This is a genomic window from Planotetraspora mira (assembly GCF_016863275.1).
Lineage (GTDB): Bacteria > Actinomycetota > Actinomycetes > Streptosporangiales > Streptosporangiaceae > Planotetraspora > Planotetraspora mira.
Map to the genome: position 1 here is coordinate 1 of NZ_BOOO01000027.1, position 18,415 is coordinate 18,415.

Below are 18,415 nucleotides of genomic sequence, written 5' to 3' on the forward strand. Positions count from 1 at the left end.
GGCGCGGCAAGGGGACACAGCGCACGCCGTGCCGGAGGCGCGGCCATGGGCACGTGTGGCGGGATGGACCATGGACGGCTGGGGGCTGTAGCGTTGGGCAGTCCACGCCCAGCGACGCTTCTTGACCTTTGTCCCTGATCAGCGTAAGTTGCGGCATTCGCAGTCTGAGCAAGTCGTGAGAGAGGCCGAGCCGATCGATGCCCAGCGTCTACTGCACGCAGTGCGGTCATGCCAACCCCGAGGATGCCCGTTTCTGTTCACGATGCGGTTCGCCGCTGAGCGCTCCGGCGCCCGTCGCACCCGACACCACCTCGACGATCTCGCTTGACGCGATCGAGGCGGAGCTCGGGCAGACGCTGCTTCCCGACAGGGCGGCCCTCGAGCAACTGCCTCCGGGGACCGCGCTGCTGGTCGTGATGCGCGGGCCGAACGCGGGCAGCCGTTTTCTGCTCGACAGTGACCTCACTACGGCGGGTCGTCACCCGGAAAGCGACATCTTCCTGGACGATGTGACCGTGTCCAGGAGGCACGTGGAGTTCTACCGGCGTGGTGGCCAGTTCACCGTGCGTGATGTCGGAAGCCTGAACGGCACCTACGTCAACCGTGAGCGGATCGAGGAGTTCCCGCTCGCCGGGGGCGACGAGGTGCAGATCGGGAAGTTCCGACTGGTGTTCCTCACACGTGGCCCTGGAGGACCGTGATCGGTGAGGAGGTGGAGTCATGGGCGCGCAGGCCGTAAGGGCGTTCATGAGCATCGGGGAGGTGCTCGCCCTGCTACAGGGCGAGTTCCCCGACGTCACGATCTCCAAGATCCGGTTCTTGGAAGGCGAGGGGCTCATCGAGCCCCAGCGGAGCCCCTCGGGCTACCGCAAGTTCACGCACAACGACGTGGAGCGCCTTCGTTACATCCTGACCGCGCAGCGTGACCACTATCTTCCGCTCCGTGTGATCAAGGATCATCTGGAGGAGCAGGCCACCCGTCCGCGCGACGTGTCCTCCGAGGTCCCTGCCGTACGGCTGAGCAGGGAGGAACTGCTCGAGGCCGCGGGCATCGACGACGAGACGCTCGCCGAGATGGAGAGCTTCGGGCTGGTCGTGCCGGTCGCGCGCCGCTACGACGCCGACGCGCTGGACGTGGCCAGGAACGTCGCGGAGTTGGCCCGTTTCGGCCTGCATCCCCGGCATCTGCGGGCCGTCAAGGCGGTTGTGGAGCGGGAGGCCGGCCTCGTGGAGCAGGCCGTGGCGCCGTTGTTGCGGCGCCGCGCGCCGGGGGCGATCGATCAAGCGGGCGAGACGGGTCGGGAGATCTCCGGACTTCTCCAGAAATTGCACAGTGCATTACTTCGTGGCAGTGTTCGCGGCGTTCTGGGACGGTGACCGGCTCATTCGCTCCGTCGCGGTGTTACGTTGAATGCCTGGTGATATGCCGCGACGCTTTGAGACGGAGTCGCCCGTGTTGCAGATGGAGGTCGTGGGGGTTCGCGTTGAGATGCCCTCCAACCAGCCGATCGTTCTCCTCAAGGAGACGAGCGGTGATCGGTACTTGCCGATCTGGATTGGCATGACCGAGGCGACCGCCATCGCGCTGGCGCAGGCGGAGGAACCGCCGCCCCGGCCGCTGACCCACGACCTGTTCAGGGACGTGCTGGAGGCGCTGGGGGTGCGTCTGCGCACCGTGAACATCGTCGCCCTCCGTGACGGGATCTTCTTTGCCGACCTGGTGTTCTCCAACGGCGTAGAAGTGAGCGCGCGTCCGTCGGACTCGATCGCGCTGGCGTTGCGGACGGGGGCGACGATCTACGCCAGCGAGGACGTGGTCCAGGAGGCAGGCGTGAGCATGCCGGACGACCAGGAGGACGAGGTGGAGAAGTTCCGCCAGTTCCTGGACAACATCACCCCGGAAGACTTCGGCCGTGCGGGTTGATTTCGGGATATTGCGCTTCACGACGCGCCGGACGGGGTCGTTGACTGAGGATGGCCCCGGTCCTACGGTGCAAGGGAAACCACGGTTGTAATTCACGAACCCCCAGATCAGACCGTGGGATGAGAGAAAGCCGGAGGTCCGCAGTGGCGGTCAGCAGCGGCGAGGGTAAGTCGGCCGGACAACATGATCCGGTCCGGCAGGCGGCACGCGAGCGTGCCGGCGAGCAGGGTCTGCTGTTCGACGAGCAGCCCGCGTCTCTGCCCGATGACGTCGGTTACCGCGGTCCCACGGCCTGCGCGGCGGCCGGCATCACCTACCGGCAACTGGACTACTGGGCGCGCACCGAGCTGGTGCTGCCCACGATAAGAGCCGCACAGGGCTCGGGATCGCAGCGCCTGTACAGCTTCCGCGACATCCTCGTCCTGAAGGTGGTCAAGCGGCTCCTCGACACCGGCGTCTCCCTCCAGCAGATACGCACCGCCGTGCAGCACCTGCGTGATCGCGGGGTGCACGACCTGGCGCAGATCACGCTCATGAGCGACGGCGTCAGCGTCTACGAGTGCACGTCGGCCGACGAGGTGATCGACCTGCTCCAGGGTGGTCAGGGCGTCTTCGGCATCGCGTTGGGCAGGGTCTGGCGCGAGGTGGAGGGATCGCTCGCCGAGCTCCCGAGTGAGCGCGCCGAGAGCGCCTCCGATGCGGAGGGTGATCATCCGGCGGACGAACTGGCCCGCCGCAGGAAGGCCCGCAAGACCGGCTGACGGACCGGTCCGCCGACCGGGACCATAGGGGCGTCACCGCCCATTCCGGTAGCCGGTAGAGTTGGTCTGGCTGATGACCTCGTGCGGGAGAGTCCCCTTTCACCAGGGGCGCCGAAGGAGCAACCTCCCCGGAATCTCTCAGGTAACCGGTACCGCACGGACGAGGCGACTCTGAAAAGCAGGCGCACCAGCCAGGTGGAGCCTCACCGAAGGGGAAAGCCGGGCGCGTCGATGGCCCGGTGAAGCTCTCAGGTCCGATGACAGAGGGGGAGACCGCAAGACGACGGGCCGTGCCAGCAGGTACGGCGCGCGCTGGTCTCGACCCGCCCAGGAGGCCCCTGTCATGACCGATCGGTCCCCGCTCCGCGATCTTTCCGCCCCGCCTTTCGCGACCCGCCACATCGGTCCGTCCGACGCCGAACAGGCGCGGATGTTGCAGACCGTCGGCTATGAGTCGGTGGCCGATCTGGTGGCGATGGCCGTTCCCGGAGCCATCAGGACGGCGACCGCCATGGCGCTGCCCGATGCCGTGAACGAGCAGGAGGCCCTCGCCGAGTTGCGCGCCCTCGCCGGCCGGAACAAGGTGCTCACCTCCATGATCGGGCTGGGCTACCACGACACGATCACCCCCGGTGTCATCCTCCGCAACGTGCTGGAGAACCCGGGCTGGTACACCGCGTACACGCCGTACCAGCCGGAGATCTCGCAGGGACGGCTCGAGGCGCTGCTCAACTTCCAGACCGTGGTGACGGACCTGACCGGCCTCGACGTCGCGGGAGCCTCCCTCCTCGACGAGGCCACGGCCGCCGCGGAGGCGATGACGCTGGCCCGCCGGGCGAGCAAGGTCAAGGCCGACGTCTTCGTGGTCGACGCCGAGGCGCTGCCGCAGACCAAGGCCGTGCTCGCCACCCGCGCCGAGCCGCTCGGGATCACGCTCGTCGAGTCGGACCTCACGGGTGACCTGCCCGAGTGTTTCGGGGTGCTCGTGCAGTATCCGGGGGCGAGCGGCCGTCTCGCGGGCTTCCGCGCACTGGCCGAGCGGGCCCGCGCGCAGGGGGCTCAGGTGGTGGCCGCGGCCGACCTGCTGGCCCTGACGCTGCTGGTCTCCCCGGGCGAACTGGGCGCCGACATCGCCGTCGGCTCCACACAGCGCTTCGGCGTCCCGTTCGGGTTCGGCGGCCCGCACGCCGCCTACATGGCCGTCCGCGAGGGGCTCCAGCGGCAGATGCCCGGCCGCCTGGTCGGCGTGTCCGTGGACGCCGACGGGCGCCCCGCCTACCGGCTGGCCCTGCAGACCCGTGAGCAGCACATCCGCCGGGAGAAGGCGACGAGCAACATCTGCACCGCGCAGGTCCTGCTCGCCGTGCTGGCCTCGATGTACGCGGTCTACCACGGGCCCGACGGGCTGAGGCGGATCGCGCAGCGCGCCCACAGGCACGCGGCCATCCTCGCCGCCGGCCTGCGGGACAACGGCGTCGAGGTGGTGCACGACGAATTCTTCGACACCGTGCTCGCCAAGGTGCCGGGCCGGGCGGACGAGGTCGTCGCGGCCGCGGCCGCCGGGGGGATCAACCTCCGCCGGGTGGACGGCGACCACGTCGCCGTGGCCTGCGACGAGAAGACGACCACGGCCCACCTGGCCGTGGTGTGGGAGGCCTTCGGCTGCGAGGGCGTCGTGGTGGACGACCTCGACCGGGCGACGGCCGACGCCCTGCCGGGAGACCTGGTCAGGACCTCCGAGTTCATGACCCACCCGGTCTTCCACTCCTACCGGTCGGAGACCGCGATGCTGCGCTACCTGCGCAGGCTCCAGGACAAGGACATCGCGCTCGACCGGTCGATGATCCCGCTGGGCTCCTGCACGATGAAGCTGAACGCGACCACCGAGATGGAGCCGATCACCTGGCCGGAGTTCGCCGGCATCCATCCCTTCGCGCCGGACGCGCAGGCCGAGGGGTACCTGGAGCTGATCGGGAACCTCGAGGGCTGGCTCGCCGAGATCACCGGCTACGCCCGGGTGTCGATCCAGCCGAACGCCGGCTCCCAGGGAGAGTTCGCCGGACTGCTGGCCATCCGGTCCTACCACCGCTCCCGTGGGGACGTCGGCAGGAACGTCTGCCTCATCCCGTCGTCCGCTCACGGCACGAACGCCGCCAGCGCCGTCATGGCGGGCATGCGGGTCGTCGTGGTGGCGTGCGACGACGACGGCAACGTCGACCTGGACGACCTCTCCCTCAAGATCGACAAGCACCGTGAGGCGCTGGCCGCGATCATGGTGACGTACCCCTCGACGCACGGCGTGTACGAGGAGACCATCGTCGAGATCTGCGCGCGGGTCCACGAGGCCGGGGGACAGGTCTACGTCGACGGCGCGAACCTCAACGCGCTGGTCGGCCTGGCCAAGCTCGGTGAGTTCGGCTCGGACGTGTCCCACCTCAACCTGCACAAGACCTTCTGCATCCCGCACGGCGGCGGAGGCCCCGGCGTCGGCCCCGTGGCGGTCAAGGCCCATCTCGCCGACCACCTCCCCACGCACGTGTCGGCCGCGCCGTACGGCTCGGCGGGCATCCTCCCGATCTCCTGGGCGTACGTGCGGATGATGGGCGGCGACGGGCTCAGGCAGGCCACCGAGCAGGCGATCCTGTCGGCCAACTACCTGGCCAGGCGGCTCGCGCCGCACTACCCGGTCCTCTACACCGGACGCGACGGCCTGGTCGCGCACGAGTGCATCGTCGACCTGCGGCAGATCACCAAGGAGACCGGGGTCACCGTGGACGACGTGGCCAAGCGCCTGGTCGACTACGGCTTCCACGCGCCGACCATGTCCTTCCCCGTGGCGGGCACCCTGATGATCGAGCCGACGGAGAGCGAGGACCTGGCGGAACTCGACCGGTTCGCCGAGGCGATGATCGCCATCCGTGAGGAGATCGCCCGGGTGGCCTCCGGCGAGTACGACCGGGTGGACAACCCGCTGCGGAACGCGCCCCACACGGCGGACTCCCTGGTCTCCGGTGAGTGGTCGCACCCGTACTCGCGGGCCGCGGCGGCCTACCCGCTGCCCTCGCTGCGCGACAACAAGTACTGGTCTCCGGTCCGCCGGATCGACCAGGCCTACGGCGACCGCAACCTGGTCTGCTCGTGCCCGCCGCTCGAGGCGTACGAGGACTGAGCGGTCGAAGGGGGGCAGGGGAACGGCATGGTGGCGGACCAGTTGCGCATGTCACTCCCGCACCGGGGCACAGGTCGTTAAGATCTTGCTGATCGTTCCCCACCCCTCCTCATCCCTGTGAGGCCCCCCTCATGACGGCCATCGACCCCGGGCGGCCGATCGACCAGGCCCGCCGGCTAGCCGAGACCGGTGATCTCGACGCCGCGGCGGCGATCTTCGCGGAGCTCGCCTCGGACGCCGAGGGCCCCGACCAGGCCGACGCGGCCCAGGGGCTGTCCGTCGTCGCCGAGCGCATGGCGGCGGACCTGCTGGCGGACGGGGAGCCGGAGCAGGCGGCAGACGTCCTGCTGGAGGCCTTGTCCGTCACCGCCGTGACCGATGTGGCGCGCCTGCGGGTGCTCCTCGGCATCGCGCATCTCGAGATGGCCTGCGGGCAGTTCGCCGGAGCGGTCGAGGAGGGCCGCTGGGAGGACGGCGAGGCGGAGACGGGTGCGCTCGCCATCGAGTTGCTCGCCCGCACGCTGCCGCTGCGAGGCCGCGACGCCGACGCCGAGACGGTCTGGCGTTACGGTCTCGATCACCCCGACCAGGTGCTCGCCGAGCAGGTCCGGCTCCGCCTCAACCGCGACGTCCGGCCCGTGACGGGCGACGTCGTCAGCGACTCGACCGGCGGCTGAGCGCGTAGGCCACGTTGACGCAGATGATCCCGGCCCAGGCGAGGAGCAGACCGGCGCCTCCCGCGTTGCTCGATGCGATGGCGGTGAGGGGGATGCCGATGCCGAGTGATCCGAGAGCCACGGGGACGGTGGTGTCCTTGCCGCGGTGGGTGTCCTTGGCGATCCCGGCGGTCTGCGCGGCCACCTCCGACCGGACGCGTGCGGCGATCTCGACGTCGAGCTTGTCGAGGAACGAGTCGACGAGGGCGTCCTCGTAGTCCGGGCCCAGGTCTCGGCGCGTCGCGATGATGGCGCGTAGATCCTGCCGGGTGGCGTCGGACGTCGTGTGCTGCTGCAGGGGGTTATCGGGCACGATCACATTGTGGCGGGAGGGCGGGCCGTGCGCCATCCTCCGTCCGGACGGGTCGCCCATCCTGCCAAAGTCGGAGCCGGTACGGTCACCTGCATGGACGTCGCCACACCGCACGGCCCCGCGCGGGTCGAGATCGACGAGGCCGCCGATCCCCGGCTGCTGCTCGTCCTGACCCACGGCTCGGCGGGGGGAGTGGACGCACCCGACCTGCTCGCCGTACGGGACGCCGTGCTGGCCATCGGGGGGACCGTTGCGCGGGTGGTCCAGCCGTTCCGGCTCAGGGGCGCACGGGCGCCGGGGTCCGCGGTCAAACAGGACGAGGCGTGGGTGAGCATCGTCGCGGGGCTGCGGGAGAGCCGGCCGGGGCTGCCGCTCGTTCAGGGCGGCCGGAGCAACGGGGCCCGGGTGGCCTGCCGTACGGCGTCGGCGGTCGGGGCCGACGCGGTGATCGCGCTCGCGTTCCCCCTGCACCCGCCCGGCCGGCCCGAGCGTTCACGGGCCGGAGAGCTGCGGCAGGCGGGAACCGACGTACTGGTGATCAACGGAGACCGGGATCCGTTCGGGGTCCCCGACGCGGCCGACGCCGCGCGACTGGTGGTCCTGGCGGGAGAGGGTCACGATCTGAAGAGGGATCCCGCCCGCGTGGGCGAGGAGGTGGCCGAGTGGCTGCTGGAGCTCAGGCTGCGTTGACGGCCATGTCGGTGGGGCGGTGGGGAGCGATCACGCCTCCGTCCGGCAGGAGCTCTCCCGTGTCCTCGAACAGCACGACACCGTTGCAGAGCAGGCTCCATCCCTGCTCAGGGTGCGTCGCTATCGTGCGGGCGGCTTCTCGGTCCTTCGCGTCCGCGTGGGGACAGGCCGGGTCATGAGGGCACATCGCCGGGGCTCCGTGTCTTTATCGATCGCTCGTGGTCGTTCACCGGCGGACGGTGGTGGCCGTCACCGATGTCTTCCTTCCCTCTTTTGTACGGGGGGCGAGCCTTCGGGGTTGACGTATTTATGGACTTCACCAGTTTGCTGGCCGGTCGCATCGGCATGACATAGTCCGTTCGGACGATATCGCCGGTCCGGGTGGGGGGCCCGCGTGCGGCCTGAGTGGACCGGTCTCGCTGATGTGACTTGTAACACAAGGTTGCCCCATGGACGATAACGGGCCAACCTCGACACGCCGTCCGTCTGGTAACTGACTGATTACCATTTCTTTGGATTCGCTGAGCGTTCTGCGTGGTTCGTCGGGTCTTGGCCCTCCGACCTGCGGATCAGCGTTCCAGGCCGGTGATGAGGGCGTCGAGGCCGTGTTCGAATTCCCGCTCGCCGTCCGCGGTCCGGGCGTGCTGCACCGTCGCGTCCGGATCGGCCCAGCCGGACTGCTGGACCTCCACCGCCACGCTGCCGAACACGTAGGCGCGCAGTGCGCGCACCGCCTCGCTGGCGTCGCCCAGTCCGGCCTCCTGGAGCTGCTCGGCCTGCTCCCTGATCGCGATCAGCGCCGAGCCCTTCGGCGGCTTGGTCAGCGCGAGGGACAACACCCCGGGATGCTCCAGCAGCGCCGCACGGCTCGCGCGGGCCCAGGCGCGGGCTCTGTCCTGCCAGCCGTCCAGGCCCTCGGGGCCGACCTGGACGGCGGTGACGTGCTCGGCCAGCGCGTCCATCAGCGCGTCCTTGCCCCGTGGCAGGTGGTGGTAGATGGCCATCGCCTCGACCTGGAGCGCGTCGCCCAGCCGGCGCATGGTGAGCCTGCGCAGGCCCTGCCCGTCGGCGATGTGGAGGGCGGCGTCGATGATGCGTTCCAGGGACAGCGGGACGGGTGGTCGCTTGGCAGGCATATCGATCATGCTGCCACATGCGTCCTTACTTCGTAAAGCGCACCGCACCCTGGTGTGCGAGACCCCGTGAGAAGCGCGTACGCTTTCGCCAGCGATGGTTTGTTCGATCTGGAGGGGCTGACGATGGCGATTTTCCGTCGGCGGGTGAGCCGTGAGGCGGACCGCTACCATGCCGACCAGGAGCTCGGTGGCGACTTCGGTGCTCTGCTGGACAGGGCGAGGGAGGCCGAGCAGGCGCTGCGGGCCAAGCGGGCCGAGGGCGCCTCTGCGGAGGAGTTGCGGGCGGCGGGAATCGACTTCGACCGCGCCCTGACCGAGGCGCTGCGCGCGGCCGAGGCGGTGCAGCGGGTCACGCTGGGGGAGAAGGCCTACGACGACCGCATCGCGCGGCGCAAGGCCAGGGCCACCCCCGACGGGGCGAAGTGGACCGCCGAGGTGAACCGCCTCCGCACGCTGCGCGAGGAGCACCGGCTGACCGGCATCGCACGCGTTCCCCGGGCCTCCTCCGCCGCCCGTTAGGCGAGGTTGGGCGAGAGCCGTACCGGACTGTTCTTTCCGGCCCTCAAGGCGGGCGACCTGAGTACCGTGGGCGCCGACGCCGCACGTGTGGAGGGCCGGCCATGTCGGAGAACATCGCGTTCGCGCCGGGATCTCCTTGCTGGGTGGATCTCGGCGCCTCCGATGTGGGCGCGGCGAAGGACTTCTATTCCGCGCTGTTCGGGTGGGACTTCGTCGCCATGCCCGAGCGGGAGGAGTACGCGGTGGCCCACCTGCGCGGCGCTCCGGTGGCCGGCATCGGGCCGGCCACCGACGACGGCCTGCGCTGGTGGACGACCTACGTCGCGGTGCGGGACGCGGACCTCGCGGCGAAGCTGGCCGTCGAGGCCGGAGGCCGCCTCACCGCGGGACCGCTGGAGGTCTTCGACCACGGCAGGAGCGCCTACCTCGCCGATCCCGCGGGCGCCGCTCTGGCGGTGTGGCAGGCGGCGGGGTTCGCCGGTGCCGCGGTCACCGGCGTGCCCGGGACGCTGTGCTGGAGTGAGCTCGCCGTGCGCGACGCCGGCGAGGCCGCCGCGTTCTACGGCCGCCTGTTCGGATGGCGGGGCCGCAAGCGGCCGCATCCCGGAGGTGCGAGCACCTACACGGACTTCGACACCGGCGGCCGGACCGTCGCCGGCATGGTCGCGATGAACGAGATGTGGCCGGAGGAGATCCCCGCCCACTGGATGGTGTACTTCGCGGTCGGCGACTGCGACGCGTCCTGCGCGAAGGTCGCCGAGTTGGGCGGCGTCGTGTCCGTCCCGCCGTTCGACATCGAGACGGGACGGGTCGCCGTGGTCGACGACCCTGATGGCGCCGTCTTCTCGATCATCGCGCTGGCCGGCTGACGGCACGGGCGCGCGCGAAAATCATGCGCGCGCGAACGTGGGCGTGACGGGAACACCGCTCGGGCTCGCGACCGGCTGGACGCGAGCCCTACGGGTCAGCTGGCCCAGTCGAGCAACGGGCGGGCGTTGCTCGGGTGGCGGAGCTTGGAGAGCGACTCCTTCTCCAGCTGGCGGATCCGCTCCCGGGTGAGGCCCAGGTGCCTGCCGATCTCGTCCAGGGTGTGCGGCTTGCCGTCGGTCAGCCCGAAACGAAGACTCATGATCTTCGCCTCGCGCGGGCTCAGGTTGCCCAGTACGCCCTTGAGCTGCTCGGCCAGCAGTTGGCGGTCCACGACCTCGGACGCCTCGGGAGAGTCGACGTCCTCGATCAGGTCGCCGATCCTGGTCTCGCCGTCCTCGCCGATCGTGGAGTCGAGGCTGATCGGCTGCCTGCTCGTACGGAGCAGCTCCTCGATCTGGTCGGGCGTCTTGTCGAGCTCCACCGCCAGCTCTTCCGGCGTGGGCTCACGGCCGAGACGCTGGTGCATGTCACGCTCGACGCGCGACAGCTTGGACAACATCTCCAGCACGTGGACGGGCAGGCGGATCGTGCGGGCGGAGTCGGCGAAGCCGCGCTGGATCGCCTGTCTGATCCACCACATGGCGTAGGTCGAGAACTTGTAGCCCTTGGTGTAGTCGAACTTCTCCACGGCCCGGATCAGGCCGAGGTTGCCCTCCTGGACGACGTCGAGGAGGGACATGCCGCGGTCGGTGTACTTCTTGGCGACCGACACGACCAGGCGGAGGTTGGCCTCCAGCATGTGGTCCTTGGCGCGCTTGCCGTCGTCGATGACCCACTGGAGGTCCTCGCGGACGCCCGGAGCGAGCTTCTCGCCGCTCTCCAGGGCCGTCTCGAGCTTGTACTCCGCGTACAGCCCGGCCTCGATGCGCTTGGCGAGCTCGACCTCCTGCGCGGCGGTCAGCAGCGTGCGGCGCCCGATCGACTTGAGGTAGGTGTGCACCGAGTCGCCCATGACGGACGAGTTGTCGTCGAGGTCCATCGTCCCGGTGTGCTCGGCGTCCTCGGGCGACCAGTCCTCGTCGTCGGTGTTCGCGTCGGCCGCGTCGTCGCCGGGCTTGGCGGTTGTCTTCGCCGCGGAGCGCCGGGTCGCGGCGGTCGCGGCGGCCCTGCGGGTCTTCCTCGCCGGGGTCTTCTTACCCGCGTTCTGGGCGGGTACGGCGGTGTCGTCCTCCGAGGCCAGCTTCACGCCCGCCTCGGTGAGCTCGCTGAGGATCGAGCGGCCCTCGGTGGGGCTGACCCCGAACCGGGCAAACGCCTCGCGAAGTTCCGACAGGGAAAGGTGACCCTGCGCTCGCCCTTGGTCCAGAAGGCGGCCGAGGGTGGTCGGGGGCACCTCGCTGTCGGGCGCGGTCGCCACGGCAGTGCGGGGCATGAAGGCACCTCCTCCTTTACCGGAGTTCTCATACGTGCGGTGGTCGGGTGGGTGGTGGCGGTACGGCACGCGCACCAGTAGCAATAACGCCAGCGGCCTCAGTTTGTTCCCGGAGGGACGTTCCGGAGGGGCCTGCCCCGCCCGCCGGGCTATCGCCGGGACGGATCCCTGAGGGCGGCGAGATCGGGTTTCCCGTTGGACAGGACGGGGATCGCCTGCACCACCTCCACCACGCGTGGGGCCGCGTAGGCGGGCAGCCGTTCCTTCGCGAACGAACGGAGATCGTCGAGGGTGACCTCGCCGACCACGACCGCCACGACGATCTCGCCCCATTCGGGGTCGGGCCTGCCGACGACGGCGACGTCCCGCACGCCCGGATGGCCGGCGAGGACCTTCGTCACGACCCCCGCGACGACCTTCTGGCCGCCGGTGTTGATGACGTCGTCGGCCCGGCCGAGCACGGAGAGCCTGCCATCGGTGATCACCCCGAGGTCGGAGGTGACGAACCACCTCCCGTCGAAGGGGTGGTCCTCGCGCAGGCGGTAACCGGAGAAGACGACGGGCCCGGCGATCCGGACCCGGCCGTCGGCGCCGATTTCGAGATCTACATTGTCAAGGGGGACGCCGTCGTACACGCTTCCGCCGCTGGTCTCGCTCATGCCGTACGTCGTGACGATCCGTGCGCCGGCCAGGGTCGCCTCGTCGATCAGGCCGGGGGGAGCGGCAGCGCCCCCGAGGAGGATCGTGCGGAAGACGGAGACGTCCGCGCCCGCGTCGAGCAGCCGCCGCAACTGGGTCGGCACGAGGGACACGTGATCCGCGCCGCTCGCGGCGACGTGGCCGGGGGAGAAGCCCTCGTGGATGATCGGCTCGCTCCCGCTCAGGAGCGACCTGACCAGCACCTGCATCCCGGAGATGTGCGCCGGAGGCAGACAGCACAACCAGCGCTCCCCCTCATGCGCGCCCACACGGGTGAGGGACGCCCGCGCCGACGCCGTGAGCGCGGAGGCCGTCAGTTCGACGCCCTTCGGAGGCCCGGTGGACCCCGATGTGGCGATGATCACAGTCGCGTCGGTCGGCACGCCGTCCGGTTCCCGCCGTACGCCGTCGGGGGTGACGACGTGGGTGGGCCGCAGGGCGGCGAGGGCCGCCTCCAGTGCGGGTCGCGGCAGGTCGGGGGAGAGCGGCAACACGGCGGGACCGTCCCCCGACAGGGCGTGCCGTACGGCGTCGAACAGGGCGGGTCCCGGCGGCATGAGCAGGGCATGGACCGGTCGCTGTCCAAATCGGGTCGGCACGGTCGTAAGGTTAGTCCGGGTACGGGCGCGTCCGGTGCGGGGGCCGATACGTGACGACCGCAGATACGAGACGACTGAGGAGCGAGCGTGACCATCGGGCTCGACTGGAAGCGGTCCGGCGATTACGAAGACATCGTCTACGAGACGGTGGAGGGAATCGCGAAGATCACGATCAACCGGCCCGAGCGGCACAACGCGTTCCGCCCGACGACCCTCTTCGAACTCCGGGACGCGTTCAACGTGGCCCAGGAGGACCCCGAGGTCGGCGTGATCATCTTCACCGGTGCGGGCGACAAGGCGTTCTGCTCGGGCGGCGACCAGAAGATCCGCGGTGACGACGGCTACGTCGACGACAAGACCCACGGCATCGGGCGCCTGAACGTGCTCGACCTCCAGGTCCAGATCCGCCGCTGCCCCAAGCCGGTCATCGCGATGGTCGCGGGTTACGCGATCGGCGGCGGCCACGTGCTGCACGTCTGCTGCGACCTGACGATCGCCGCCGACAACGCCAAGTTCGGCCAGACGGGTCCCAAGGTGGGCTCGTTCGACGGCGGTTACGGCTCCTGGCTGCTCGCCGAGACGGTCGGGCTCAAGCGGGCCCGCGAGATCTGGTACCTCTGCCGCCAGTACGACGCGGAGACCGCTCTGCAGTGGGGGCTCGTCAACGCCGTCGTTCCCCTCGAGCGGCTCGAGGAGGAGACCGTCCAGTGGGCACGCGAACTGCTGGAGAAGTCGCCGCTCGCTCTGCGGATGCTGAAGGGCGCGCTCAACGCCGTGACCGACGGCGCCGCGGGCATGCAGCAGTTCGCGGGCGACGCCACGCTCCTGTACTACATGAGCGAGGAGGCCCAGGAGGGCCGCGACGCCTTCAAGGAGAAGCGCACCCCTGACTTCTCGAAGTTCCCGCGCCGCCCGTAGATGGGGATGATCGCCGACCCGTCCCCGGAGGGACGCCGCGCCGTCAGGCGGATCGTGGAGCCGCGGCCGTGAACCCCGCGACCGCGCTCGCCACCGTGCTGGCCGACGAACTCGTCCGCTGCGGCGTGACCGACGTCGTCCTCGCGCCCGGATCGCGCTCCGCGCCGCTCGCGCTGGCCGTCCACGCCGAGTCACGTCTCAGGCTGCACGTGCGCATCGACGAGAGGTCGGCCTCCTTCCTCGCGCTCGGGCTGGCCAAGCGGTCCGAGCGGCCGGTGGCGGTGATCTGCACGTCGGGCACGGCGGCGGCGAACTTCCACCCGGCCGTCATCGAGGCCTCGGAGTCGGGCGTGCCGCTGCTCGTGCTGACCGCCGACCGGCCGGCCGAGTTGCGGGGTACCGGCGCCAACCAGACCATCGACCAGGTCAAGCTGTACGGCTCGGCCGTACGGTGGTACGCCGAGATCGGCGTGCCCGAGGACCGGCCGGGCCAGGTGGCCTACTGGCGGTCGCTCGCCGGGCGGGCCTACCAGCGGGCGCTCGGCCCGTCCGACCCGGGACCGGTCCACCTGAACGTGGCGTTCAGGGAGCCGCTGATCCCGGACGGCGACACGACCTGGTGCGAGTCGCTCGACGGCGACGCCGGAGGCGCGTGGATCAGGGCCAGGGTCGCGCCGCCCTCGTCCGCCCTGCACATCCCGCCGACCCGCAGGGGCGTCCTCGTCGTGGGCGACGGCGCACCCGGTGTCCGGCGCTACGTCGCGGCGGCGGGGATGGCGGGCTGGCCGGTCCTGTCGGAGCCCAACGGCGGCGGCCGGTACGGCGACCACGCCATCTCGGCCTATCACTTCCTTCTGTCCGACCCGGAGTTCGCGCGGGCCCACCGGCCCGACGTCGTGGTGACCCTCGGCCGTCCCGGCCTGTCGCGGCCGCTGATGTCGTGGCTGCGGCGGGCCGACGAGCACATCGTCGTCGCCACCGACCTCACCCGCTGGCCCGATCCCACCAGGTCGGCCACGCAGGTGGCGCAGGCCGTGGAGATCCCCATCGCGGCGGGCGACGACTCGTGGCTGCGTTCCTGGCGGCAGGCCGACCACGTGGCCAGGGAGGCGATCGACGGCGTCCTCGGCTCCGCGGGGCTGACGGAGCCGCGCCTCGCCCGTGACCTCGCCGGGCTGCTGCCCAACGGTTCGCTCCTCTTCTGCGGGTCCTCGACGCCGATCAGGGAGCTCGACCAGACCATGCGGCCCCGCCGCGGGCTGCGCCTGATGGCGAACCGGGGGGCGTCGGGGATCGACGGCCTCGTCTCCACGGCCATGGGCGCCGCGCTCGCCCACAACGGCCCGACGTACGCGCTGATCGGCGACCTGACGTTGCTGCACGACCAGAACGGGCTGGTGCTCGGCCCGCGTGAGCCGCGGCCCGACCTGTGCCTGGTGGTCGTGAACAACGACGGTGGCGGGATCTTCTCGTTGCTGCCGCAGGCCGCTCTCGAGGGGCCGTTCGAGCGGGTCTTCGGCACGCCGCACGGGGTGGACCTCAGCTACGTCGCGGCGGCGAGCGGGGTGCCGCACACGCTCGTGGAGGACATCGACGACCTGCCGAGGGCGATCAAGGGGGATGGTCTCCGGATGGTCGAGGTGCGCACCGACCGCACGGAGAACGCGGCCGTCCACGTCGCGATGCGCGACGCCGTCCGGGAGGCGATGCGCGCGTAGGCCTCGTCCTCGTGGCCGATCCCCGTTGGTCCCCGAGAGGGATGCGCCGCCCCGGTCGCGGCGGCATGATGTACCTGGTTCGCCGGACAGAAGTGGAGTGACATGCACGTCGTCGACGAGTGGTTGCAGACCATTCCCTCTGTCTGGGTCTACGTTCTCGTGGGCCTGGTGGTCGGGCTCGAGAGCCTCGGGATCCCCCTTCCGGGAGAGATCGTGCTGGTGAGCGCCGCGCTGCTGGCGGCCCAGGGCGTGGTCCATCCTCTCGTCGTCGGGATCTGCGCCAGCGCGGGGGCGATCGTGGGCGACTCGATCGGCTACGTCATCGGGCGCAAGGGCGGGCAGCCGCTGTTCGATCGGCTCGGCCGGCGCTTCCCCAAGCATTTCGGGCCGGCTCACATCGCCAAGGCGGAGCAGGTCTTCCACCGGTGGGGCATGTGGGCGGTGTTCTTCGGCCGCTTCGTCGCCCTGCTGCGCATCCTCGCCGGCCCTCTCGCCGGGGCGCTGCGCATGCCGTACTGGCGCTTCGCCGTCGCGAACGTCCTGGGCGGCGTCCTGTGGGCGGGAGGCACCACGGCGGGCGTCTACTACCTGGGCGTGGTCGCCGACAAGTGGATGAAGAACTTCTCCTGGGCCGGCCTGGGCGTCGCGGTCGTCTTCGGCATCGCGACCACGATGTGGCTGAAGCGCAAGGCGGCCAAGTCGGTCGCCGCCGAGGAGGAGCAGGCCGCCGAGGCCGAGGCCGTCGGCGCCTGACCCTCGAGCGGGGGCTACCGCTCGATCAACGTCACCTCGAGGGAGTAGTGCGACGCACGGTAGACGTGCGATCCGTGCTCGACGGCCTTGCCCTGGTCGTCGTACGTCGTGCGGACCATCGTGATCAGCGGCGCGCCCCGGCGCTCGCCGAGCAGCCGGGCCTCCGCCGGACTCGCGACCTTCGCACCGATCCGCTGGTTGGCGACCCTCAGCCGGACCCCCGCGGCCCGGAGCACCTCGTAGAGGCCGCGCTCCTCCAGCGCCGCCGCGGTGAGGGTGGCGGGCCCCGGTGGCAGCCAGTTGTGGAGGAGGGCGAGCGGCTCGCCTGAGGCGTAACGGAGCCGTTCGATCCTGAGCACCTCCGCCCCGGTGGTGAGACCGAGCACCTGGGCGATGCTCTCGTCGGAGGCGACGGTGTCGATGGCGAGCACGCTGGTCGCGGGCTCCTGGCCGGCCCGGCGGAGGTCGTCGTAGAGGCTCGTCAGCTCGACCGAGCGCTTCACCTGGCCGTGCACGACCTGCGTGCCGACTCCCCGCTTGCGGACGAGCAGCCCCTTGTCGACGAGGTACTGGATCGCTTGGCGGACCGTCGGCCGGGACAGGCCCAGGCGGTCGGCGAGCAGGATCTCGTTGTCGAGCCGGGAGCCGGGCGGGAGGTCGCCGCGCCTGATGGCCTCGGAGATCTGCTCGGCGACCTGGAAGTAGAGGGGCACCGGGCTCGACCGGTCGAGGTCGATCTGGAGCTCGCTCATGTTCTCCTCCTCAGCCGGATCGATCTTATCGAGCGCAGAATGTCCGGACAAAGAACACGGGCAAGAAAGTCCTCCGATACCTGGTTGTCAACTGCGCGGATGGCGCTGCTAATGAATCTACTATGTAAAGGCGCTGGGCGGGTCCGCGTGGTCACACATCCCACGAAAACCGACCGGCGACGGGTGAGCCGCACGCCCGAATGCGGGCTGGGGGCCATGATTGCGGAACACCGGACACGGATGGCACGGAGAAGGAGAATCCTGATGGCGGAAGGCCTGGTGCTGCCGGAGGACCCGTTCCACCGGCGGCTGCACCGCATCGCACCCGGCGCGCTCACCTCGGAGACGGCACAGACGTCGGGAATGTACCGCCAGGCCGCCATCAGCGGCGCCAGCGTGCACTCCGAGCGCCTCTGGATGGGACAGACCCGCGTCGCACCGGCGACGGTCTCGGCCAACCACCACCACGGTGATTCCGAGACGGCCATCTACATCGTCAGCGGGACTCCGTCGTTCGTCTTCCTCGACATCGAGGGGGACGAGGAACGCGAGACCCGGATCGACACCCGGCCGGGCGACTTCATCTTCGTCCCGCCGTTCGTGCCGCATCGGGAGGAGAACCCCGACCCCGGCAACGAGGCGGTCGTCGTCATCGCGCGCAGCACCCAGGAGGCCATCGTGGTCAACCTGCCGGATCTGCGATGGGAGGGCCCCGTGGCCCGGGGGCATGACGGGCGCGCCGGCTGAGCCGGCGGGGTGTGTAGCCTGACGCGGTGGCCGCGCCGTACCTGACGATCAAGAACATCACCGAGCACGAGATCGAGGTCCGCCGTTCGCGCTTCATCTGCGCCCTCGCCCCGGCGAGCACCGAGGAGGCGGCCCGCGAGTTCATCGCCGGGATCAGGCGCCGGCACGCCGACGCCACGCACAACTGCACGGCGTACATCATCGGCGACCGGGTCAGGAAGGCGGACGACGACGGCGAGCCGGGAGGCACGGCGGGCACACCCATGCTGGAGATGCTCGGCCGCCGGGGCTTCGCCGACGTCGTCGCCGTGGTCACCCGGCATTTCGGGGGTGTGCTGCTGGGCGCGGGCGGCCTCGCCCGGGCGTACGGCGGAGCCGTGGGGGAGACGCTCGACCGCGCGGAGAGCGTCTCGATGGTTCCGGCGACGGTCGTCACGGTGACGATCGACCACGCCCACGCGGGACGCCTGGACAACGACCTGCGGGCTTCGCCGTACGCGTTGCGGGGCGTGGCCTACGGGCCGGGTGTCACCTTCGAGGTCGCCGTCGCGCAGGAGAGGGTGCCGGCCTTCGAGGAATGGCTGGCGACCGTCACCGCCGGACGCGCCGTGCTGACGCTCGGGGGCCTGGTCTACCTGGCCGGCTGAGGGAGCGCGGGCCGGCGGGTCCGGGCGGCGGTGCGGGCCTGCCGGGCTCCGG

At 70.5% G+C, this 18,415-nt stretch carries 20 protein-coding genes and 1 riboswitch; of the genes, 14 read left to right on the top strand and 6 right to left on the bottom strand.

What is annotated here, in order from left to right; translation table 11 throughout:
- Positions 1-197: 197 nt before the first annotated feature.
- The 6 genes from Pmi06nite_RS24030 to Pmi06nite_RS24055 all read left to right on the top strand — a co-directional run bounded on the left by Pmi06nite_RS24030 (position 198) and on the right by Pmi06nite_RS24055 (position 6,531).
- On the top strand, positions 198-701 hold the full coding sequence (locus Pmi06nite_RS24030) for an FHA domain-containing protein (protein WP_203883930.1): 504 nt from the start codon (positions 198-200) through the stop codon (positions 699-701).
- A 19-nt stretch (positions 702-720) separates the two neighbouring features.
- Positions 721-1,377 carry a transcriptional regulator FtsR gene (gene ftsR, locus Pmi06nite_RS24035; RefSeq protein ID WP_203955364.1) on the top strand — a complete coding sequence of 219 codons (657 nt, stop codon included), beginning with the start codon at positions 721-723 and terminating at the stop codon, positions 1,375-1,377.
- A gap of 76 nt (positions 1,378-1,453) precedes the next feature.
- Positions 1,454-1,924, top strand: coding sequence for a bifunctional nuclease family protein (locus tag Pmi06nite_RS24040; RefSeq protein ID WP_203955365.1), 471 nt, complete (start codon positions 1,454-1,456; stop codon positions 1,922-1,924).
- Between the two features lie 143 nt (positions 1,925-2,067).
- Positions 2,068-2,685 (top strand): MerR family transcriptional regulator, encoded by a 618-nt coding sequence (locus Pmi06nite_RS24045; RefSeq protein WP_203955366.1) that lies wholly within the window; start codon positions 2,068-2,070, stop codon positions 2,683-2,685.
- A 74-nt stretch (positions 2,686-2,759) separates the two neighbouring features.
- Positions 2,760-2,850, top strand: a riboswitch (glycine riboswitch).
- 178 nt (positions 2,851-3,028) lie between these two features.
- Complete coding sequence (gene gcvP / locus Pmi06nite_RS24050) at positions 3,029-5,854, top strand: aminomethyl-transferring glycine dehydrogenase (protein WP_203955367.1); 2,826 nt, start codon at positions 3,029-3,031, stop codon at positions 5,852-5,854.
- 131 nt (positions 5,855-5,985) lie between these two features.
- A complete protein-coding gene (locus Pmi06nite_RS24055; protein WP_203955368.1) occupies positions 5,986-6,531 on the top strand; it encodes a hypothetical protein in 546 nt (181 codons plus the stop codon).
- On the opposite strand, the gene Pmi06nite_RS24060 is transcribed toward Pmi06nite_RS24055, so the two are convergent.
- Positions 6,509-6,883, bottom strand: coding sequence for a hypothetical protein (locus Pmi06nite_RS24060; protein WP_203955369.1), 375 nt, complete (start codon positions 6,881-6,883; stop codon positions 6,509-6,511). The genes Pmi06nite_RS24055 and Pmi06nite_RS24060 overlap by 23 nt on opposite strands.
- A gap of 93 nt (positions 6,884-6,976) precedes the next feature.
- Between Pmi06nite_RS24060 and Pmi06nite_RS24065 the strand changes: the two genes are divergently transcribed.
- Positions 6,977-7,573, top strand: coding sequence for an alpha/beta hydrolase family protein (locus Pmi06nite_RS24065; RefSeq protein WP_203955370.1), 597 nt, complete (start codon positions 6,977-6,979; stop codon positions 7,571-7,573).
- Here the strand turns inward: Pmi06nite_RS24065 and Pmi06nite_RS24070 are convergent.
- Both Pmi06nite_RS24070 and Pmi06nite_RS24075 read right to left on the bottom strand, forming a co-directional pair.
- The gene (locus Pmi06nite_RS24070) at positions 7,560-7,760 is read right to left on the bottom strand and encodes a DUF5999 family protein (RefSeq protein WP_203955371.1); all 201 of its coding nucleotides are present in this window, start codon (positions 7,758-7,760) and stop codon (positions 7,560-7,562) included. The genes Pmi06nite_RS24065 and Pmi06nite_RS24070 overlap by 14 nt on opposite strands.
- Positions 7,761-8,142: 382 nt before the next feature.
- On the bottom strand, positions 8,143-8,718 hold the full coding sequence (locus tag Pmi06nite_RS24075) for a TetR/AcrR family transcriptional regulator C-terminal domain-containing protein (RefSeq protein WP_239114169.1): 576 nt from the start codon (positions 8,716-8,718) through the stop codon (positions 8,143-8,145).
- A gap of 114 nt (positions 8,719-8,832) precedes the next feature.
- On the opposite strand from Pmi06nite_RS24075, the gene Pmi06nite_RS24080 reads away from it, so the two are divergent.
- A complete protein-coding gene (locus tag Pmi06nite_RS24080) occupies positions 8,833-9,228 on the top strand; it encodes a hypothetical protein (protein ID WP_203955372.1) in 396 nt (131 codons plus the stop codon).
- 101 nt (positions 9,229-9,329) lie between these two features.
- On the top strand, positions 9,330-10,097 hold the full coding sequence (locus Pmi06nite_RS24085) for a VOC family protein (protein WP_203955373.1): 768 nt from the start codon (positions 9,330-9,332) through the stop codon (positions 10,095-10,097).
- Between the two features lie 95 nt (positions 10,098-10,192).
- On the opposite strand, the gene Pmi06nite_RS24090 is transcribed toward Pmi06nite_RS24085, so the two are convergent.
- A complete protein-coding gene (locus Pmi06nite_RS24090; RefSeq protein WP_203955374.1) occupies positions 10,193-11,530 on the bottom strand; it encodes an RNA polymerase sigma factor in 1,338 nt (445 codons plus the stop codon).
- 149 nt (positions 11,531-11,679) lie between these two features.
- Positions 11,680-12,786 (bottom strand): AMP-binding protein, encoded by a 1,107-nt coding sequence (locus Pmi06nite_RS24095; protein WP_203955500.1) that lies wholly within the window; start codon positions 12,784-12,786, stop codon positions 11,680-11,682.
- A gap of 129 nt (positions 12,787-12,915) precedes the next feature.
- Between Pmi06nite_RS24095 and menB the strand changes: the two genes are divergently transcribed.
- From menB to Pmi06nite_RS24110, 3 genes are all read left to right on the top strand, one after another.
- Positions 12,916-13,746 carry a 1,4-dihydroxy-2-naphthoyl-CoA synthase gene (gene menB / locus Pmi06nite_RS24100; protein ID WP_203955375.1) on the top strand — a complete coding sequence of 277 codons (831 nt, stop codon included), beginning with the start codon at positions 12,916-12,918 and terminating at the stop codon, positions 13,744-13,746.
- A gap of 68 nt (positions 13,747-13,814) precedes the next feature.
- Positions 13,815-15,464 carry a 2-succinyl-5-enolpyruvyl-6-hydroxy-3-cyclohexene-1-carboxylic-acid synthase gene (gene menD / locus Pmi06nite_RS24105; protein WP_203955376.1) on the top strand — a complete coding sequence of 550 codons (1,650 nt, stop codon included), beginning with the start codon at positions 13,815-13,817 and terminating at the stop codon, positions 15,462-15,464.
- 102 nt (positions 15,465-15,566) lie between these two features.
- Complete coding sequence (locus Pmi06nite_RS24110; protein ID WP_203955377.1) at positions 15,567-16,217, top strand: DedA family protein; 651 nt, start codon at positions 15,567-15,569, stop codon at positions 16,215-16,217.
- Positions 16,218-16,231: 14 nt separating this feature from the next.
- On the opposite strand, the gene Pmi06nite_RS24115 is transcribed toward Pmi06nite_RS24110, so the two are convergent.
- Positions 16,232-16,969 (bottom strand): GntR family transcriptional regulator, encoded by a 738-nt coding sequence (locus tag Pmi06nite_RS24115; RefSeq protein ID WP_203955378.1) that lies wholly within the window; start codon positions 16,967-16,969, stop codon positions 16,232-16,234.
- A 264-nt stretch (positions 16,970-17,233) separates the two neighbouring features.
- On the opposite strand from Pmi06nite_RS24115, the gene Pmi06nite_RS24120 reads away from it, so the two are divergent.
- Both Pmi06nite_RS24120 and Pmi06nite_RS24125 read left to right on the top strand, forming a co-directional pair.
- Positions 17,234-17,716, top strand: a complete 483-nt coding sequence (locus Pmi06nite_RS24120; protein WP_203955379.1) for a cupin domain-containing protein — start codon at positions 17,234-17,236, stop codon at positions 17,714-17,716.
- Between the two features lie 26 nt (positions 17,717-17,742).
- Positions 17,743-18,363 (top strand): YigZ family protein, encoded by a 621-nt coding sequence (locus Pmi06nite_RS24125; RefSeq protein WP_203955380.1) that lies wholly within the window; start codon positions 17,743-17,745, stop codon positions 18,361-18,363.
- Positions 18,364-18,415 lie beyond the last annotated feature (52 nt).